This is a genomic window from Neorhizobium sp. PAMB6630 (genome assembly GCF_058242775.1).
In genome coordinates, this window is record NZ_JBZAYV010000002.1 from 1,158,999 (window position 1) to 1,176,609 (window position 17,611).

General features: G+C 61.7%; 16 protein-coding genes. 10 read left to right on the forward strand and 6 right to left on the reverse strand.

Going from position 1 to position 17,611, the window contains the following annotated elements:
- Positions 1 to 4: 4 nt before the first annotated feature.
- The 8 genes from araD (at position 5) to AC4CWF_RS24090 (ending at position 9,672) form a co-directional block, all read left to right on the forward strand.
- Entirely contained in the window at positions 5 to 1,741 is a 1,737-nt protein-coding gene (gene araD / locus AC4CWF_RS24055; RefSeq protein ID WP_491286189.1) for an L-arabinonate dehydratase, read from the forward strand.
- Between the two features lie 13 nt (positions 1,742 to 1,754).
- Positions 1,755 to 2,561 carry an HpcH/HpaI aldolase family protein gene (locus tag AC4CWF_RS24060; RefSeq protein WP_491286191.1) on the forward strand — a complete coding sequence of 269 codons (807 nt, stop codon included), beginning with the start codon at positions 1,755 to 1,757 and terminating at the stop codon, positions 2,559 to 2,561.
- 10 nt (positions 2,562 to 2,571) lie between these two features.
- Positions 2,572 to 3,456, forward strand: a complete 885-nt coding sequence (locus AC4CWF_RS24065) for an SMP-30/gluconolactonase/LRE family protein (protein ID WP_491286193.1) — start codon at positions 2,572 to 2,574, stop codon at positions 3,454 to 3,456.
- 8 nt (positions 3,457 to 3,464) lie between these two features.
- On the forward strand, positions 3,465 to 4,229 hold the full coding sequence (locus AC4CWF_RS24070; protein WP_491286195.1) for an SDR family NAD(P)-dependent oxidoreductase: 765 nt from the start codon (positions 3,465 to 3,467) through the stop codon (positions 4,227 to 4,229).
- A gap of 11 nt (positions 4,230 to 4,240) precedes the next feature.
- Entirely contained in the window at positions 4,241 to 6,232 is a 1,992-nt protein-coding gene (locus AC4CWF_RS24075) for an alpha-glucosidase (RefSeq protein ID WP_491287790.1), read from the forward strand.
- A 2-nt stretch (positions 6,233 to 6,234) separates the two neighbouring features.
- Positions 6,235 to 7,005: a TSUP family transporter gene (locus AC4CWF_RS24080; RefSeq protein ID WP_491286197.1), complete on the forward strand. Its 771-nt coding sequence runs from the start codon at positions 6,235 to 6,237 to the stop codon at positions 7,003 to 7,005.
- 245 nt (positions 7,006 to 7,250) lie between these two features.
- Entirely contained in the window at positions 7,251 to 8,744 is a 1,494-nt protein-coding gene (gene glpK, locus AC4CWF_RS24085) for a glycerol kinase GlpK (protein WP_491286199.1), read from the forward strand.
- A 106-nt stretch (positions 8,745 to 8,850) separates the two neighbouring features.
- Positions 8,851 to 9,672, forward strand: a complete 822-nt coding sequence (locus AC4CWF_RS24090) for an HpcH/HpaI aldolase family protein (RefSeq protein WP_491286200.1) — start codon at positions 8,851 to 8,853, stop codon at positions 9,670 to 9,672.
- On the opposite strand, the gene ocd is transcribed toward AC4CWF_RS24090, so the two are convergent.
- Together ocd and rocF are read right to left on the reverse strand one after the other, a co-directional pair.
- Positions 9,666 to 10,730: an ornithine cyclodeaminase gene (gene ocd / locus AC4CWF_RS24095; protein ID WP_491286201.1), complete on the reverse strand. Its 1,065-nt coding sequence runs from the start codon at positions 10,728 to 10,730 to the stop codon at positions 9,666 to 9,668. The genes AC4CWF_RS24090 and ocd overlap by 7 nt on opposite strands.
- 35 nt (positions 10,731 to 10,765) lie before the next feature.
- Positions 10,766 to 11,686 carry an arginase gene (gene rocF / locus AC4CWF_RS24100; protein WP_491286203.1) on the reverse strand — a complete coding sequence of 307 codons (921 nt, stop codon included), beginning with the start codon at positions 11,684 to 11,686 and terminating at the stop codon, positions 10,766 to 10,768.
- Positions 11,687 to 11,808: 122 nt separating this feature from the next.
- On the opposite strand from rocF, the gene AC4CWF_RS24105 reads away from it, so the two are divergent.
- Positions 11,809 to 12,246, forward strand: coding sequence for an Lrp/AsnC family transcriptional regulator (locus AC4CWF_RS24105; protein ID WP_491286206.1), 438 nt, complete (start codon positions 11,809 to 11,811; stop codon positions 12,244 to 12,246).
- A 15-nt stretch (positions 12,247 to 12,261) separates the two neighbouring features.
- Here the strand turns inward: AC4CWF_RS24105 and AC4CWF_RS24110 are convergent, their stop codons facing one another.
- Positions 12,262 to 12,870, reverse strand: coding sequence for a LysE/ArgO family amino acid transporter (locus tag AC4CWF_RS24110; protein ID WP_491286208.1), 609 nt, complete (start codon positions 12,868 to 12,870; stop codon positions 12,262 to 12,264).
- A gap of 100 nt (positions 12,871 to 12,970) precedes the next feature.
- Here AC4CWF_RS24110 and AC4CWF_RS24115 point away from each other — a divergent pair, with 100 nt between their 5' ends.
- Positions 12,971 to 13,882 carry a LysR family transcriptional regulator ArgP gene (locus tag AC4CWF_RS24115; RefSeq protein WP_491286210.1) on the forward strand — a complete coding sequence of 304 codons (912 nt, stop codon included), beginning with the start codon at positions 12,971 to 12,973 and terminating at the stop codon, positions 13,880 to 13,882.
- A gap of 2 nt (positions 13,883 to 13,884) precedes the next feature.
- Here AC4CWF_RS24115 and AC4CWF_RS24120 read toward each other — a convergent pair whose 3' ends face one another.
- The 3 genes from AC4CWF_RS24120 to AC4CWF_RS24130 form a co-directional block, all read right to left on the reverse strand.
- Positions 13,885 to 14,286, reverse strand: a complete 402-nt coding sequence (locus tag AC4CWF_RS24120) for a hypothetical protein (protein WP_491286212.1) — start codon at positions 14,284 to 14,286, stop codon at positions 13,885 to 13,887.
- 42 nt (positions 14,287 to 14,328) lie between these two features.
- Positions 14,329 to 16,041 (reverse strand): methyl-accepting chemotaxis protein, encoded by a 1,713-nt coding sequence (locus tag AC4CWF_RS24125; RefSeq protein ID WP_491286214.1) that lies wholly within the window; start codon positions 16,039 to 16,041, stop codon positions 14,329 to 14,331.
- 275 nt (positions 16,042 to 16,316) lie between these two features.
- Entirely contained in the window at positions 16,317 to 17,243 is a 927-nt protein-coding gene (locus AC4CWF_RS24130; RefSeq protein WP_491286216.1) for a MerR family transcriptional regulator, read from the reverse strand.
- Positions 17,244 to 17,611 lie beyond the last annotated feature (368 nt).

The following is a 17,611-nucleotide window of genomic DNA, read 5'->3' on the forward strand; positions in this document are numbered from 1 at the left end:
CGACATGACGAAGCGTAAGGAATTGTCAGAACTGCGCAGCCAGCGCTGGTTCGCCTCCGATGACATGCGCGGTTTTGCCCACCGCCAGCGCACCCAGCAGATGGGCATGCGCCGCGACGAGTTCATGGGGCGGCCCGTGATCGGCATCATCAACACCTGGAGCGAGATGAGCCCGTGCCACGCGCATCTGCGCGACCGGGCCGAAGCGGTGAAACGCGGTGTGTGGCAGGCGGGCGGCTATCCGGTGGAAATGCCGGCGCTCTCTGTCGGCGAGGTGATGGTCAAGCCGACGACCATGCTCTACCGCAATTTTCTCGCCATGGAATGCGAGGAACTGCTGCGCTCGCACCCGATCGACGGCGCGGTGCTGCTCGGCGGTTGCGACAAGTCCACGCCGGCGCTGATCATGGGCGCTATCTCCATGGATATTCCGGTGATCTATTGCCCGGCAGGTCCGATGTCGAACGGCCAGTGGCGCGGCATTAAGACGGGTGCCGGCACCCATACGAAGAAATACTGGGACGAACTGCGCGCCGGCAACATCACCCAGGATGACTGGGTGGATCTGGAAAGCCGCATGACCCGCTCGGCCGGCACCTGCAACACGATCGGCACCGCCTCGACCATGACCTCCATCGTTGATGCCATGGGGCTGACACTGTCCGGCGCCTCCTCGATCCCGGCGACCGATAGCGGCCATCCGCGCATGGCATCCGAATGCGGCGTGCGTATTGTCGAGATGGTCTGGGAGGACTTGAAACCCTCCGACATCCTCAACAAGGCAAGTTTTGAAAATGGGCTGGTCGCCTATATGGCGCTCGGCGGCTCCACCAATGCCGCCGTGCATTTGGTGGCGATGGCACGGCGCGCGCAGGTGGACCTGACGCTGGATGACATGTCGGCCATGGCCGCCAAGGTGCCCGTTGCCGCAAACGTCTTTCCCTCAGGCGAATACCTGATGGAAGACTTTTATTTCGCCGGCGGGCTCAATGCCCTGCTGCGCAAGTACCAGCATCATCTCGATCTCTCTCGTCCCACAGTCAACGGCAAGACCATCGGCGAAAACATTGCGACTGCCGATTGCTGGAACGATGACGTGATCCGTGGCGAGGACAATCCGGTCGTTCCGCTCTCGCGCGGAAAAACGCTGGAAGTGCTGCGCGGCAATCTCGCCCCCAATGGCGCTGTCATGAAATCCTCTGCCGCCAATCCGAAGTTCCTAAAGCATGTCGGCCCGGCCATCGTCTTTGACGATCCCGCCACCATGAACAAGACGCTCGACCAGGCGGACCTCGATATCACGGAAGATACCGTCATCATCCTGCGCAATGCCGGCCCGGTCGGGGCGCCCGGCATGCCTGAATGGGGCAACCTGCCGATCCCGAAGAAGCTTTTGAAGCAGGGCGTGCGCGACATGGTGCGCATCTGCGACGGGCGCATGAGCGGCACGCATTACGGCACCTGCATCCTGCATGTCTCGCCGGAAGCGGCCATCGGCGGCCCGCTGGCGCTGGTGAAGACCGGCGATCTCATCGAGCTGGATGTGGCCGCCGGCACCATCAACATGGCTGTGGACGATGCGGAAATCGCCCGTCGCCGGGCGGAATGGAAGCCGACGGCCCGCATCTACGAACGCTCCTTTGCCGCCCTTTACCAGCAGCATGTCAGCCAGGCGGATGAGGGCTGCGACTTCGACTTTCTCGGCGGCACGGCCAAGGTGCCGGACCCGGTCATTTTCTAAAGGATTTTTGTCCATGAGCACGCTCAACCCCTTCAAGTCCTGGCTGTCGGACAAGAACCGCGCCACACCTCTTGGCACATGGCTGATGGCAGCGGCGCCAACGACTGCCGAAGCGCTCGGTTATGCCGGTTTCGATTTCCTCGTCGTCGACATGGAACACGTGCCGATCGAAGTGTCCGATCTGGCCCATATCCTGCGCGCCATCGGCTGCACGCCGGCAGATGCCGTGGTGCGTCTTGCCTGGAACGATCAGGTTCTGGTCAAGCGCTGCATGGATGCCGGTGCGCGCACTGTCATGCTGCCCTTCGTGCAGACGGCGGAAGAGGCAAAGGCTGCCGCCTCCTACACGCGTTATCCGCCGCACGGCATCCGTGGCGTTGCCGCCGTTCATCGCGGCTCGAAATTCGGCACCATTCCGGATTACCTGAAGAACGCCAACAACGACGTCTGCACCATCGTGCAGCTGGAAACGCCTGAGGCCATCGAACGCCTGCCGGAAATCGCTGCCGTCGAGGGCATTGATGCGCTCTTCGTCGGTCCGGGCGATCTGTCGGCTGCCATGGGCCATATCGGCAATATCGCCCATCCGGAAGTCCAGGCGCTGATCGAAAAGGCCGCCAAGGATGCCCACGCTGCCGGCAAGCCGGTCGGCATTGTCGGCCCGAACCCCGACATGGTGAAGCGCTTCATCGGTTATGGTTATGACTTTGCCGCCATCGCGTCTGATGTCGCCATGATGACCGGTCGTGCCAATGACTGGCTTTCCCAGATGAAGGGCGAAGCAAAACCTGCGACGTCCGCCCCTGCCGCGGCCTATTGAGGTGGCAAGCGTGCAAGCCGGTTTCGAACGCGTTCTGGATGTGAAGACGTCACTCGGCGAATGCCCCCTGTGGTCGGTCGCCGAACAGGTGCTCTATTTCGTCGACATCAAGCAGAGCCGCATCCATCGCTTCGATCCGGCCACCAGCGCGCTCGGCACGATCACCCTGCCGGAAGAGGTGGGTTGTATCGGTCTGGCGCTGGGAGGCGGTTTCGTGGCCGGTCTGCGCTCCGGCCTCTGGCTGATTTCTGCCAAAGGCGAACTGATCGCCAAGCTTGCGGACAATCCGGAAGACCAGACGGTGAGCCGCTTTAACGATGGCATGGTGGACCCCGCGGGCCGCTTCATCGCCGGCACGGTGGACGAGACGCGCGAGCGCGGCACGGCCAGTCTTTACCGCTATGACAGTCGTGGGCTGGAAAAGCTGGCGGGAGACCTGTTCACCTCCAATGGCGTTGCCTTTTCGCCCGATGGCCGACGCCTCTACCATTCCGATACGCTGCGTTATTCGCTCTATACCTATGATTATGATGTCGTGACGGGCGCTGCCACCAACCGGCAGCTCTTTGCAAAATTCGGCTCCGACACCGACAAGGGCCGCCCCGATGGCGGTGCTGTCGATGCCGAGGGCTGTTACTGGACAGCGCTTTTCGAAGGTGGCCGCGTCCAACGCTATGCGCCGGATGGCACGCTTCTTTCCGAATACCCGGTTCCCGCCAAATGCCCGACCATGGTCACCTTCGGCGGCGCGGATCTGAACACCCTCTACTGCACCTCAGCCAGCATCGGCCGGCCCGACGAAGAACTCGCCGAATATCCGCTTTCAGGCGCGCTGTTTGCCATGCGCACAGAAACGCCCGGCCTGCCAAAATCCCTGTTCAACCCAGACATCTGAGACCTCCAATGTCCGCCTCCTACGATACCGTCCGTTATGCCTCACTCGAAAACCGTCACGTCCTGATCACCGGCGGTGCCTCGGGCATTGGCGAGGAAATGGTCAAGGCCTTCCGCAACCAGGGTGCCCGCGTCTCCTTCCTCGACATTGATGCGACCGCAGGTGCCGCGACCGCAGAGGCAAGCGGCGCGAACTTCAAGCCCTGTGACGTCACGGATATTTCGGCGCTGCGGGAGACGATTGCCGCCTTCGAGGCGGAACAAGGCGTCGTTGACGTTCTCCTCAACAATGCCGGCAAGGATGACCGCCACGCCATGGCACAGGTCGAGCCGGACTATTGGCACCGCGCGCTGGCGCTCAATCTCGACCATCAGTTTTTCGCGACGCAAGCCGTAACGCAAGCCATGGCGGAAAAGGGTGGCGGATCGGTCATCATGACGGGCTCGATCTCGTGGATGCGCGGGCGCCCGGGCATGGTGGGCTATACGACGGCGAAGGCTGCCATCAACGGCATGACGAAGACCTTGGCGCGCGAGCTTGGCCCCTCCGGCATCCGCGTCAATTGCATCGTGCCGGGCGCCATCGTGACCGAGCGCCAGCTGGCGCTCTGGACCAGTCCGGAGCAGAACCAGCAGTTCATCGACCTGCAGGCGCTGAAATTCCGCCTCGATGCGAGCCACGTGGCCCGCCTTGCCCTTTTCCTCGGCTCCGACGAGAGCGCCGGCTGCACCGGCGCCAATTTCGTCGTTGATGCCGGCCTCACCCAGAACTGAAAGCCATGTCCATGAAACTCGACCTGATCCCCGGCGGCTTTACCCTTACGCTCAACGGCCGCGAAATCCTGCGCCACACCGCCGCCGCCCCTGCCCTGTTCGTTGGGCGCGGGATCGAGCGGATGGACATGTATCGCGGCAATTTCGATATCGAGGATTACGTGGTCGAGCGCGTGGCGCTTTGCCATGCCGAGATCGTCGATGACCGCATCGAACTGGCGACCGGTATGGGCCAGCCGGCAAGATTTTGCCTGCGCCTTGCCGGCAATCACGTTTTGACGGAGACGATGGACGCCGCCATCAACCGGCTCTGGATCCGTCTCGTTGCCGAAGACGGCGAACATGTCTGGGGCGGTGGCGAGCAGATGTCCTATTTCGACATGCGCGGCCGCAAATTTCCGCTGTGGACTTCCGAACCCGGCGTCGGCCGCGACAAGTCGAGCGAAATCACCTTCAAGGCGGATGTGACGGGCAAATCCGGCGGCGATTATTACAACACCAATTATCCGCAGCCGACCTATATTTCTTCGCGCCGTTACGCGGCGCATGTCGAAACCACGGCCTATTCCGTTTTCGATTTTAGCCGGAGCGAATTTCACGAGATCGAGATCTGGGCCATTCCCGAGCGTCTGGAATTTTTTGCGGCAGATACATTCGTGGCGCTGGTCGGGCAGCTTTCCACGCGCTTCGGCCGGCAACCGCAGCTTCCCGACTGGGTCTATGGCGGCGCAATCCTTGGCTTGAAGGACGGCGAAAACTCCTTTGCCCGTATGGAGACGATGCGGGCGGCTGGCGTAAAGGTTGCCGGGCTCTGGTGCGAGGATTGGGTGGGTCTTCGCCACACCTCTTTCGGCGCCCGCCTGTTCTGGGACTGGCAGGCCAATGAGGCGCGTTATCCGAACCTGCGCCAGAAGATTGCCCAGCTGCAGGATGATGGCATCCGCTTCCTCGGGTATGTGAACCCCTATCTCTGCGTCGACGGGCCGCTTTATCCGGTGGCGGAGGCCAAGGGCTATTTCGCCACAGATAATTTTGGCAGCACCGCGCTGGTGGATTTCGGCGAATTCGATTGCGGCGTGGTCGATTTTACCAATCCCGAGGCAGCCGACTGGTTTGCTGAAGAGGTGATCGGCAAGAACATGCTGGATTTTGGCCTGTCCGGCTGGATGGCCGATTTCGGCGAATACCTGCCGATCGACGTCCACCTGAAGAACGGCATCGATGCCAAGCTGATGCACAATGCCTGGCCGACGCTCTGGGCCGAAGTGAATGCCAAGGCGGTGGAGAGCCGGGGCAAGACGGGCGAAGCGCTGTTCTTCATGCGCGCGGGCTTTACCGGCGTTCAGGCCCATTGCCCGCTTCTGTGGGGCGGTGACCAGTCGGTGGATTTCTCCCGCCATGACGGGCTTGTCACTGTGATGTGCGGTGCGCTGTCGTCGGGCCTTCTCGGCAATGCCTATCACCATTCCGATATCGGCGGTTACACCAGCCTGTTCGGCAATGTGCGCACGAGCGAACTCATCATGCGCTGGGCGGAAATGGCAGCGTTTACCGCCGTCATGCGCAGCCACGAGGGCAACCGTCCGCGCGACAACCTGCAGATCGACCAGGACCCGGAGGTTCTGGCCCATTTTGCCCGCATGACCGACATCTATGTGCATCTGGCGCCATACCTGAAGGTGCTGTCTGCAGAAGCTGCCGAAACCGGCCTGCCGGTACAGCGCCCGCTCTTCCTCCACCATGAAGACGACCGGGAAACCTACGCGATCCAGGATGCCTATCTCTACGGCCGTGACCTGCTGGTGGCTCCGGTCTGGCAGGCAGGCGAAACGACCCGGCACGTCTACCTGCCAGGTGGCGAGGCCTGGGTGCATGTCTGGAGTGGCGCCGAGCACACGGGCGGCCAGACGATCACGGTGGATGCACCGCTTGGCTCCCCGCCGGTCTTCTACCGCAAGGGCGCCGATAAGGCCGCCTTGTTTGATGCCTTGAGGACACTCTGAGCATGGAGCCCCAGGGCCTTGCCGGCCTGCTCGTGATTGCCTTCGTTGCGGCCTATACGCAAACGCTGACCGGTTTTGCGCTCGGCCTCATCATGATGGGAGGCGTCGGGTTGACCGGCGTCATTCCGCTCACCGACGCTGCCGTGCTGGTCAGCATTCTTGTCGTGGTCAATGCCGCGCAGGTGCTGGCAAAGGGTTGGCGGGATATTGCCGTGGCGCAGTTCCTGCCGGCGCTTGCCGCAAGCCTCGTCTTTCTCGGCCTCGGCTACTGGCTGCTCGGCCTGATGGTGGCCACCTCGCTGGACTGGCTGAAGCTGATGCTCGGGTTTGTCATCGTCGCCTCCAGCATCCAGCTGTCGCTGAAGCCGGCGCCGCTTGCCGTGCCGTCGGGACGCGCCTCGTTTGCCGGCTTCGGAGCGGTGGCCGGCATCATGGGGGGCCTGTTTTCCACGGCGGGGCCGCCATTGATCTATCATTTCTACCGCCAGCCACTGAAGCCCGCGGCCGTGCGCGAAACGCTGGTGGCGATCTTTGCGGTCAATGCGCTGATCCGCCTCGGGCTGGTCGCGGCAACCGGACGCCTGCCCTCTGCCGCCTTCTGGCCCGCACTGCTTGCCGTTCCCGTCGTGATGGCAGCCACCTATCTTGCGCGGCGCCATCCGCCGCCGCTATCGCCGCTTTCCCTGCGGCGCATGGCTTTTCTGATGCTGTTCCTGTCGGGCCTTTCGCTTGCCATGCCGACGCTCGTTCACGTGCTGGCCGGTGCGCCATGAGCGAAGGCTGGCGCAAAAGCCGGCGCACGGGGCTTTTGCCGGCTGCCATTTATGCTACCAAGAGAGCACTGTCGTTGGGAGCGACGGAGACGGAGGAGTTGATGTCAGTCATGCCGGTGTGCCGCAAGGCTCGGCCGCGGCGTGCATCCGTGACCAGCACTTCCAACCAGAATTTTTTAAAGGATCGGTTCGACGCACCGATCTCTCCATGATCTGCACGCCATGACGGAAACGGGATCTGCCGCATGAAGGATTATATTCTCGCCATCGACCAGGGCACCACGTCCACCCGCTCGATCATCTTCGACCGCGCCTACAAAAGCCGGGGCGCCGGCCAGATGGAATTTGCCCAGTATTTTCCGCAGTCCGGCTGGGTGGAGCATGAGGCCGAGGATCTCTGGACGACGACGCTTGAGACAGCGCGCAAGGCCATGGAAACGGCCGGCGTCACCGCCGCAGACATTGCCGCCATCGGCATCACCAACCAGCGGGAAACAGCGCTTGTCTGGGACAAGCGCACCGGCAAGGCCATTCACCGTGCCATCGTCTGGCAGGATCGGCGCACCGCAGACCATTGCGCAAAACTGCGGGAGGAAGGTCATTCCGATCTGGTGGCCGAGCGGACGGGCCTCCTCATCGACCCCTATTTTTCGGCCACCAAGATCGCCTGGATTCTCGAAAATGTCTCAGGTGCGCGCGAAGCCGCCAGAGCCGGGCATCTCGCCTTCGGCACCGTCGATAGCTGGCTCATCTACAAGATGACCGGCGGCAAACGCCATGTCATCGACGTGACGAACGCTTCGCGCACCATGCTGTGCAACATCGGCACTGCCGCCTGGGATGACGACCTGCTGCAGCTGTTTGACATTCCGCGCTCCATGCTGCCGGAGATCCTCTCCAATATCGATGAATTCGGCGAGACGGACCCGGATCTGTTCGGCGGTTCCATCGCCATTCGCGGTGTGGCCGGCGACCAGCAGGCGGCCGTCATCGGCCAGGCCTGCTTCACGCCGGGCATGATGAAATCCACCTATGGCACTGGCTGCTTTGCGCTTTTGAATACCGGCCGGGATCGGGTCGCCTCGAAGAACCGGCTGCTCACCACCATCGCCTATCGCCTCGATGGCGAGACCCATTATGCGCTGGAAGGCTCGATCTTCATTGCGGGCGCTGCCGTTCAATGGCTGCGCGACGGGCTGAAGATGATCGGCAAGGCATCCGAGACGGCGGAGCTGGCGGCAAAGGCCGATCCCGGCCAGAACGTCTATCTTGTGCCGGCCTTTACCGGTCTTGGCGCACCGTGGTGGGATGCGGAAGCGCGCGGCGCCATGTTTGGCATGACGCGCAATACGGGGCCCGCCGAATTTGCCCGGGCAGCGCTTGAATCCGTCTGCTTCCAGACGCGTGATCTGCTCGGCGCCATGCGCAAGGACTGGCCGGGTGAAGGCGATACGCTGCTGCGCGTTGATGGCGGCATGGCGGCCAACGACTGGACCATGCAGCGGCTCGCCGACATTCTGGGCGTTCCCGTCGACCGTTCCGATTCGTCTGAGGTGACGGCGCTCGGGGCCGCCTGGCTTGCCGGCCACGGTGCCGGCATCTGGCCAGACCGGGACGGCTTTGCTGCCGATTGGCACCGCGAGCGCCAGTTCACGCCCTCGATGCAGGCCGGCGAACGCCGCCGTCTCCTCGATGGCTGGGATTCGGCGGTAAAATGCACCCTTGCCTTCGGCCACTAGATTTTAGATTGCGGCTAGGCGGCACGATGCCGGAGCGTTAAGATCGCCCCGTTCAACATCGTGCGCCTTCCCATCCTCATCATCGTTCTGTCCAAGGTTTATCCGCATGTTCAAGCCCAACCACCTGAAAGCCCGCCTTCTTGCCGGAGACGCCGCATACGGCTGCTGGGTGGGCGGCGGATCGCCGACGAACTGCGAAATCCTTGGCCATCTCGGCTTTGATTTCCTGCTGGCAGACCATGAGCATGGCATCGGCGAAACCCGCGATATCGTCGATGCGCTTCGCGCCATCGAATCCACACCGACGCCGGCCGTGGTGCGCGTTCCCTGGAACGACCATGTGTTTCTGAAGCGCGTCATCGATGCGGGCGTGCAGTCGGTGATGATCCCGCAGGTGGATACGCCAGAGGCCGGCGTGGAAGCCGTCAAGGCCTGTCTTTATCCGCCACAGGGCATTCGCGGTTATGCGGCAAGCGTGGTGCGTGCCTCCAGCTATGGCACGGCGCCGGATTATCTGGAAAAGGCCAATGCCAACATGCTGATCGTGCTGCAGCTGGAATCCTACACCGCTGTCGAGCATGCCGCTGAAATCTCGGCGATCGAAGGCGCCGACATCATCTTCATCGGCATCAATGATCTCGCAGGCTCCGTCGGCCGGCTGGGCCAGACCGGCCATCCGGAAGTGCAGGCGCTCGCCCGCAAGGCCGAACGCGATATTCTGGCCGCCGGCAAGATCATGGGTACCGTGCCGAATGCCGGCGCCAATGTGCATGATCTGCTGGAGCGCGGTTATCGCTTCATTCCCGGCCCCTATGACGTGGCGCTTTTGCGCGACAGCGGCCTTGCCGCCATGGGCGAATACCGCGCCATCCAGGATGCCCGCGCCAAGGGCGAGGCACCGCCGGTAATTGCCGCCGCCTCCTACTGAGCGGAAAGACCCAGCGCCTTGCGGCGCAGCAGCATGCCGAAGAGGTCCCGCGGCTCGTCCGGATCGGCCAGAAGATCGAGCATGTCGAAATGGTGTGTGTCGACGAGCTTGTCGCGCACATAGCGCAGGGCTGAAAAATCTTCCGTCGCAAAACCGACGCTGTCGAACAAGGTGATCTGCTGCGCTGCGCGCCGGCCGGGCTTCAGGCCCGCAATCACCTGCCAAAGCTCCGTCACCGGATGATCTGCCGGTAATTGCTGGATTTCCCCTTCGATGCGGGTCTGCGGCGGAAATTCCACAAAAATGTCGGAGCGCAACAGGATGTCGCGGTGCAGTTCCGTCTTTCCGGGACAATCACCACCCACCGCGTTGATGTGCATGCCCGCGCCGATCATGTTGTCGCTGAGGATGGTGGCGCTCTGCTTGTCGGCGGTGGCGGTGGTGACGATATCAGCACCTTCCACGGCCTGTTCGCCGCTCCGGCAGATCTCGATGTCAAAGCCGAACCCTTCCAGATTGCGCCGGCACCGTTCGCTGGCAGTCGGTTCGATGTCGAAGAGCCGTAGGCGGTCGATGCCGAGGATCGCCTTGAAGGCCATGGCCTGAAACTCGCTCTGTGCGCCATTGCCGATCAAGGCCATGGTGCGTGCACCCTGAGGCGCCAGATAACGCGCCGCAACGGCAGAGGTGGCGGCCGTACGAAGGGCCGTCAGAATGGTCATCTCCGTCAACAGCAGCGGATAGCCGCTCTCCACATCCGAGAGAACGCCAAACGCCGTCACCGTCTGGCGTCCCGTCCGCGTGTTCTTCGGATGGCCGTTGACATATTTGAACCCGTAGAGCCGGCCGTCACTGGTCGGCATCAGTTCGATCACGCCATCCGTCGAATGGGAGGCGATACGCGCCGTCTTGTCAAACGCCTCCCAGCGTCGAAAGTCCTCCTCGATATAGACGGCAAGTTCGGTGAGGAATGTTTCGACGCCGGTTGCCAGCACCAGGTTCATCATGTTCTCGACACTGACAAAAGGCACGAGATTGAGAGTTCCAGGTGCAGGCATGAGAGTTCTCCGGCGTTTGCGTGAAGCGGGTGCGGTCAGTAGCTGCGTGTCGGGCGGTCCATCACAGTGCGGCCCATCAGGCTGGCGGTCAGATCCACCAGAACGGTTGCAGTGCGGCCCCGCTCATCGAGGAAGGGATTAAGCTCCACGAGGTCGAGGCTGGAAACGAGGCCGCTGTCATGCAGCATTTCCATGACAAGATGCGCCTCGCGGAAGGTTGCACCGCCCGGCACCGTCGTGCCAACGGCCGGCCCCACGGACGGATCGAGGAAATCCACGTCGAGGCTCACATGCAACAGGCCGTTGACGGAGGCGACTTTTTCGAGAAAGCCGCGCAGCAGTGCGGCCACACCATGCTCATCGATGGCGCGCATGTCATGCACAAGCACATCCGTCTCGTTAAGCGCTGCCCGTTCGGCCGGATCGACGCTGCGAATGCCGATCATGCAGACATTTTTCGGATCGACGGGAGCGGCCAGTTCAGGGAAATATGGCGCAAAGCCGGGACGACCGGTGAAATAGGCGACGGGCACGCCATGCAGGTTGCCGCTGCCGGTGGTGTCGAGCGTGTGGAAATCGGTGTGGGCATCAAGCCACAGCACGAAAAGCGGCCGGCCCTTTTCCTGTGCGCGGCGCGCAAGGCCGGCAACCGAGCCGGCGGAAAGCGCGTGATCGCCACCGAGAAAGATCGGCATGCCCTCGGCACTTTCGCGGTAGGCCGCCTCTTCGATCACGGTGATCCAGCCGCAGATTTCTGCCAGATTGCGCACCGCTCCATTCGGATGCGCCACCGGTTCGCCGACCGTGGGCTGCAGATTGCCGAGATCGGCCACCTGATGGCCAAGCCCGGCCAGTGCCGCGACGAGGCCCGCCGTGCGCAGGGCGCTCGGTCCCATTTCGCACCCCAGTTGCGCTGCACCATCCTGCAGCGGAACGCCGATCAGTTTGCATAACATGCCTTGTCTCCCTTTCACTGGATAAGACCACAGTCCCCTGGCAATCCGAACACCAAGAATTGCCATTTCTCATGGCTTAACCTATCAATATGGCAGCTTCATCAATCAAAACGGCATCTCACATGGATGATCTGGATCTACGGCTGATCACGCTCCTGCGCCACGATGCGCGCCGCAGCGTCTCGGATCTCGCCATTGACCTCGGCGTCTCCAGGGCAACCGTGCGCGGCCGCATGGAACGGCTGGAAAGCAGCGGCAACATTATCGGCTATACGGTGATCCTACGCGCCGATGCGGTGGAACTGCCGGTGCGCGGCATCATGATGATCGAGGTCGAAGGCCGCATGGCTGACCGGGTGATCCAGACGCTCGGTGGTTTTCCTGAAATTTCCGAAATCCACACCACCAATGGCCGCTTCGATCTGATTGTCGAAGTGGGTGCCGCAAGCCTCACGGAGTTTGACGCGGTGCTGCGCCGTATCCGGCTGGTGGCGGGCATTACCGCCAGCGAAACCAGCCTGCTGCTCGCCACGCCCCGCAGCACGCGGGCGCGCCTCTGAAGGCCGAGGCCGGTCTCAAGCGCCAAGCAGCAGCTTCAGCGCAATCGCCCACATCACAAGGCCGATCACCGCTTCCAGCACACGCCAGCTCAAGGGTTTCAGGAAGATCGGCCGCAGCCAGCCGGCGCCGTAACCGAGCAAAAAGAAGAAGCTGAAGGAGGCCAGCGTGGCCCCGGCGGCAAAGGCGAGTTCGGCACCGGGAAAGCGCGTCGAAATCGTACCGAGCAGCACCACCGTATCCAGATAGACATGCGGATTGAGCCAGGTGAGAGCAAGGCAAAGGCCAAGCGTGCGCCACAGCCCCGCCACCGCCCCGCCGTCCGGCGAAAGGCTGCCACTGGAACGGAAAGCTGAATAGAGGCTGCGCGCGCCATAACAGAGAAGAAACGCCGCACCTCCGAGACGCATGACCGGATCAAGCCACGGCAAGAGGGCCGCGATTTGCCGGAAGCTGGTCACACCGATGAGGATCAGCACCGCATCCGACGCCGCACAGGCGAAGCAGACCGCAAACACGTAACGGCCGAGCAGTCCCTGGCGCAACACGAAAGCATTCTGCGCGCCGATGGCGAGGATGAGGCTGAGGCCGGTTGTAAAACCGGTGAGACTGGCGGAGGAAATCATTCTCTGGGGCACTTTCCTGATCGTGTGCCGGTAGCCATAGCGCCGGCCTTCCCTTCAGGCTAATTAATGTTGCTTATCTAGATGAAGCCGAGCTAATGCCATGATCGACTACCCTGCCCTGCGTGCCGTGGCCGCCATCATCCAGACCGGCAGCTTTGAAAAAGCCGCGCGTGTTTTGAACGTCACGCCATCTGCCATATCGCAGCGGGTCAAGCAGCTGGAGGACAGGCTCGGCCTCGTGCTCATCGTGCGCGGTACGCCCTGCACTGCCACCGAAAAAGGCGCCTGGCTCTGCCGCCACATGGAGCATGTCGGCATGCTGGAAGACGCCCTGTTTCAGGAGTTGCCGGGCCTTGCCGGCAGCGAGCCACAGAGGGTAACACTCAACATCGCAACCAATGCCGACAGCCTTGGCACCTGGTTCATCGAAGCACTGGCGCGCTTCACCCGCGAGATCGGTTATCTCGTGGATGTCGCGGTGGACGATCAGGATCATACCGCCGAATGGCTGCAACGCGGGCGGGTGCTGGCGGCCGTAACAGGCCTGTCGAAGCCGGTTTCAGGCTGCCGGCGAACGCCGCTCGGCATCCTGCGCTACCGGGCGACGGCAAGCCCGGATTTTCTGTCGCGCTACTGCCCCGATGGCGTGACGGCGGACGCTTTGGCCAACGCGCCAGCCCTCGTTTTCAACCAGAAGGACCGGCTGCAGGGCCAATGGTTGCGCGAAAATTTCGGCGCCGATCTCGTCCATCCCAGCCATTGGCTTCCCTCGACGCATGCCTTCGTCGACGCGGCCCTCGCCGGCATCGGCTGGGGCATGAACCCGGACATGCTGGTGAAGGAGCACTTGGCGGCGGGCCGGCTGGTGGAACTCCTGCCGGATACCCCCGTCGATATCGCGCTTGACTGGCAGGCGACACGGCTTTCCGGGCAACCGCTCGAGGCGCTGACACGCCATGTGGTGGCCGTTGCCCGAAAGATGCTGCTGCCGTCACCCGAAGGCCGCACATAACCTCAAACCGCAGCGCCGGGGGCGCGGCGTCCGGTATCGGCACGGCCATCCGTGAGGCTTTTCAGCAGGTCTGCCGCGGGCTGCGGTGAAACAGTCCGCCGATGGAACAGATCCTCTGCCATGAACAGCACCCGCTCCATGGCCTGCGGAACCTCCACCGGCTTCAGGTGGTCGGGCATGTCCTGCATCCCGTTGGCGATGCAGAGCGCTGTTCCCCCGACATCTCCGGCAAAGCGCGCCAGTCCGTCCCGGTCCGGCTCCGGCCCGGAAAACTGCTGCGCAATCAGATAGGCCGCGATATTTTCAAGCGCAATCACCCGGCTGGTGAGCAACAGGTTCTGCTCGATCAGCCTTTCCATGATTTCGCCGGCAATATCCATCCGTGTCTCGATGTCGATCTGCATGTCGGCCCTGCCTTCGGTGCGCTTTGAGGGACTGCCTGCGGATTACGCAGCGCGGTATGTCTGGCCGCGTCCAGAGGCGGGTCCGCTCGCAGCGTGGCGGCTGTCACGGTTGTCGAGGGTGAAGGTGCCGATCATCTGCTTCAGCTTCAGCGTCTCGGAAGACAGAGTGGCGGCAGCGGCGCTGCTTTCCTCCACCATCGCGGCGTTCTGCTGCGTCGACTGGTCCATGCTGTTGACCGCGCCATTGACTTCAGCAAGCCCGGTGGACTGTTCGCGCGCCGCGGTGGAAATGGCCGCCACATGATCGTTGATCTCGACGATCAAGGCGCTGATGCTTTTCAGGGCGCCACCGGTTTCGCTGACCAGTCTCACGCCGTTTGCAACTTCCGTCGTGGAATTCTGGATGAGATCCTTGATTTCCTTGGCAGCTTTTGCCGAACGCTGCGCCAGTTCGCGCACTTCCTGCGCCACCACCGCAAAACCGCGACCGGCCTCGCCCGCGCGGGCGGCTTCGACACCGGCATTCAAGGCCAGAAGGTTGGTCTGGAAGGCAATCTCGTCGATCACGCCGATGATGTTGGAAATCTTGCTGGAGGAATCTTCGATGCGGCTCATGGCATCGACGGCATGGGCCACGACACCTGCAGACTGTTCGGCGCTCAGTTTCGCCTGCGCTGCCACATCGCGGGCATTGACTGCTCGCTGTGCCGAGGATGTGACATTCGAGGTGATTTCATCGAGAGCCGCGGCTGTTTCCTCTAGATTGGCCGCCTGGGCTTCCGTGCGCCGCGAAAGATCGCCCACGCCATCGGTAATTTCGCGGGTGCCATTGCTCAAGAGATCGACGCTTGTCGAAATCTGCCGGAACGTATTGCACAACTGCCCCACAGACGTGTTGAGATCGGCGCGAAGGAATTCGAATTCGGGGGCAAATGGCTCGTTCAGCTGGAAGGCAAAATCGCCCGAGCACAAGCGCTTCAGGCTGTCGCCCAGCGCCGAAACGGTCTTGATGCGCTTGGTCACTTCGGTGGCAAACTTCACCACCTTCGTGACCTTGCCGTTGACGTCGAGGATTGGATTGTAGGAGGCGGCGATCACGATCTGGCGGCCATCCTTCGTCACGCGGTTGAATTCGGAGGCCTGATGGCGACCTTCGGACAGCTCTTTCCAGAACATCTGGTATTCAGGGCTTGCCGCATATTCTTTTGCCACGAACATGCTGTGGTGGCGGCCCTTCAGTTCCTCAATGGAGGCATAACCGAGCGTGTCGAGAAAATTGCGATTGGCGCTGAGGATCTCACCCTTGACGGTGAATTCGATGATGGCCTGCGAGCGGCTGATCGCGGCGATCTGGGCCGCGTAGTCGAGGTTCAGCAGGCGTTCTTTCGCATCGGCCCATTCCACCACGAAGCCGAAGGTTGCGCCGTTCCGCTTCAGCGGCGTCACCAGCAGGTCGAAACTCAGCGTACCCACCTGGATCGTGGCATGATGGCGCTGCTGAAGGGCTGCCAGCATCTTGCGCTGGTGCGCCGGGTTCTTGTGAAACACGTCGATATTGCTGCCGATCAGGGTCGCGACCGAAAAGCGCGGCAGCTCCTTGGTCAGGTCCTTTTCGGCGTTTTTCAGAAGCTGCACCACCGCCGGGTTCATATAGGTAATATTGAACTTGGCATCCGCGACCATGACATTGGCCTGCAAGGCATCGAGCGCCGAAAGCTTTGCGGCAATCTTCTTATTCACCAGTGGTTCGAACATTCGGTTTTTCCTCGTTGCAGCCCGAGCCTTGGGGCGACCCCATGCACAGGAGGAAAATATCGACAAAATCCGAATAATTGGCTAATTTAGCAAAGCAACGTATATGTTTTAGACGGGACGTAAGACGACCCCAAAAAATGCGCCTGCCCCACCATCAACACATTGTCATTGTTCGTATTTATCGGGTGAAGCCTGTCTCCATCGCACCGCAAAACGCACAAGCTGCAGACGATACGCTGCCCTGGCGTCGCTATTTTTATTTTTGTATACCTTCGTCAACCCAGTCGCTGGGGCCTGTCTATCGTTTGGCTATCAGCCGTTCCCAACGCCTCCGCCGCCTGCTCGAAGTCGTCCAGCACTTCAAAATAACGGGTGCCTTGCACGGTTGTGGCTTCGGCGAAACCGGGCCCGCCGGTCCAGATTGTGACGGATGGGGATAGGTCTGCGCGCAATTGTTCAAGTTTTGTGCGCAGATTACGTGGCTTGCCGATCAGGCTGCTCAGGCAGATCACAGCCGCATTGCAGCTTTGGGCTGCAGCCACGATATCGCCCACGGGCATGTTGGGGCCAAGATAAAGCGCGCCGAGACCAGCCTTACGCGCCAGAATAGTCGTCAGCAATGCGCCGACCTCGTGATGTTCACCTTCCATCGTCGTGACGATGGCTGTCTTCGCCTCGGGGTCGAGGGGCATAGTTTCCAGGCAGGCCGCCAGAATGCCACGAATTTCCGCCGAGACCATATGTTCGGCGGCGATTGAAAGTTCGCCTTCATTCCACTGCCGGCCCACTTCCCGCATCAGCGGCGTCACCGTTGCCTTGCCAAACTCGATCGGCGTTTCCGCTGCCAGATGCTCCTGCAACATCGCCTTCATGGCGACGGCATCCATCCGTTTGATCGCCTCCAGCAAAGGCGCAAGGTTGAGAAGTTTGTGATGCGCGCGGGCCATATCCGCCAAAACGTCGACCGGCAGGTGGATGATCGAGCCGATGCGATGCCCGGCGTCGCTGCACAGCTTGAGAAGAGTAAGCCGTTGAACCTGCTGCGGCGTAAAATATCGCCGGCCGGTTTCCGTGCGCTCGGCCAAGGGTTGCTCGTAACGACGTTCCCACGCGTGGAGGACAAGCTTGCTGATGCCGACGCGCCGTAACGCCTCGGTCATCGTGATCTTCTCCACGTCGGCTGCATCTTCTCGTTGGCTCATCCACTGCCCCGCGACAGGCTCCCGGGGCCGGGGCTCTCTATCGTCAAACTTATATACGGCTTCACTCACATGTTAAAGCCTTGATAAAGTACCTAAATATGATCGTTCAGCCGTATTGACCGTTGCAGTCCAGAAAGCACGTATCGCAAGCGTTTCCCGATCCAATCGTTGAAAACGCTGTGGCGCCGGAAAAGTTTCAGACCGGATGATATTTTTTTAAAGGCGCGTCAGCGCAGGTGCCAGCCGGAGGCTATTGCGGCACGGCCTTGCGCAAACGGTGCGCGGCCTTTGGATCTCAAGAAGATCAATGCGCGTGGATAAGGGCGCAGGCGCAGAATAGAGGTGATGGTCCAGCTCTGGTCGGTGAC

Coding starts and splice junctions, on each gene's coding strand:
- araD (WP_491286189.1), top strand. CDS start 5: ATGACGAAGCGTAAGGAATTGTCAGAACTGCGCAGCCAGCGCTGGTTC.
- AC4CWF_RS24060 (WP_491286191.1), top strand. CDS start 1,755: ATGAGCACGCTCAACCCCTTCAAGTCCTGGCTGTCGGACAAGAACCGC.
- AC4CWF_RS24070 (WP_491286195.1), top strand. CDS start 3,465: ATGTCCGCCTCCTACGATACCGTCCGTTATGCCTCACTCGAAAACCGT.
- AC4CWF_RS24075 (WP_491287790.1), top strand. CDS start 4,241: ATGAAACTCGACCTGATCCCCGGCGGCTTTACCCTTACGCTCAACGGC.
- AC4CWF_RS24080 (WP_491286197.1), top strand. CDS start 6,235: ATGGAGCCCCAGGGCCTTGCCGGCCTGCTCGTGATTGCCTTCGTTGCG.
- glpK (WP_491286199.1), top strand. CDS start 7,251: ATGAAGGATTATATTCTCGCCATCGACCAGGGCACCACGTCCACCCGC.
- AC4CWF_RS24090 (WP_491286200.1), top strand. CDS start 8,851: ATGTTCAAGCCCAACCACCTGAAAGCCCGCCTTCTTGCCGGAGACGCC.
- ocd (WP_491286201.1), bottom strand. CDS start 10,730: ATGCCTGCACCTGGAACTCTCAATCTCGTGCCTTTTGTCAGTGTCGAG.
- rocF (WP_491286203.1), bottom strand. CDS start 11,686: ATGTTATGCAAACTGATCGGCGTTCCGCTGCAGGATGGTGCAGCGCAA.
- AC4CWF_RS24105 (WP_491286206.1), top strand. CDS start 11,809: ATGGATGATCTGGATCTACGGCTGATCACGCTCCTGCGCCACGATGCG.
- AC4CWF_RS24110 (WP_491286208.1), bottom strand. CDS start 12,870: ATGATTTCCTCCGCCAGTCTCACCGGTTTTACAACCGGCCTCAGCCTC.
- AC4CWF_RS24115 (WP_491286210.1), top strand. CDS start 12,971: ATGATCGACTACCCTGCCCTGCGTGCCGTGGCCGCCATCATCCAGACC.
- AC4CWF_RS24120 (WP_491286212.1), bottom strand. CDS start 14,286: ATGCAGATCGACATCGAGACACGGATGGATATTGCCGGCGAAATCATG.
- AC4CWF_RS24125 (WP_491286214.1), bottom strand. CDS start 16,041: ATGTTCGAACCACTGGTGAATAAGAAGATTGCCGCAAAGCTTTCGGCG.
- AC4CWF_RS24130 (WP_491286216.1), bottom strand. CDS start 17,243: ATGAGCCAACGAGAAGATGCAGCCGACGTGGAGAAGATCACGATGACC.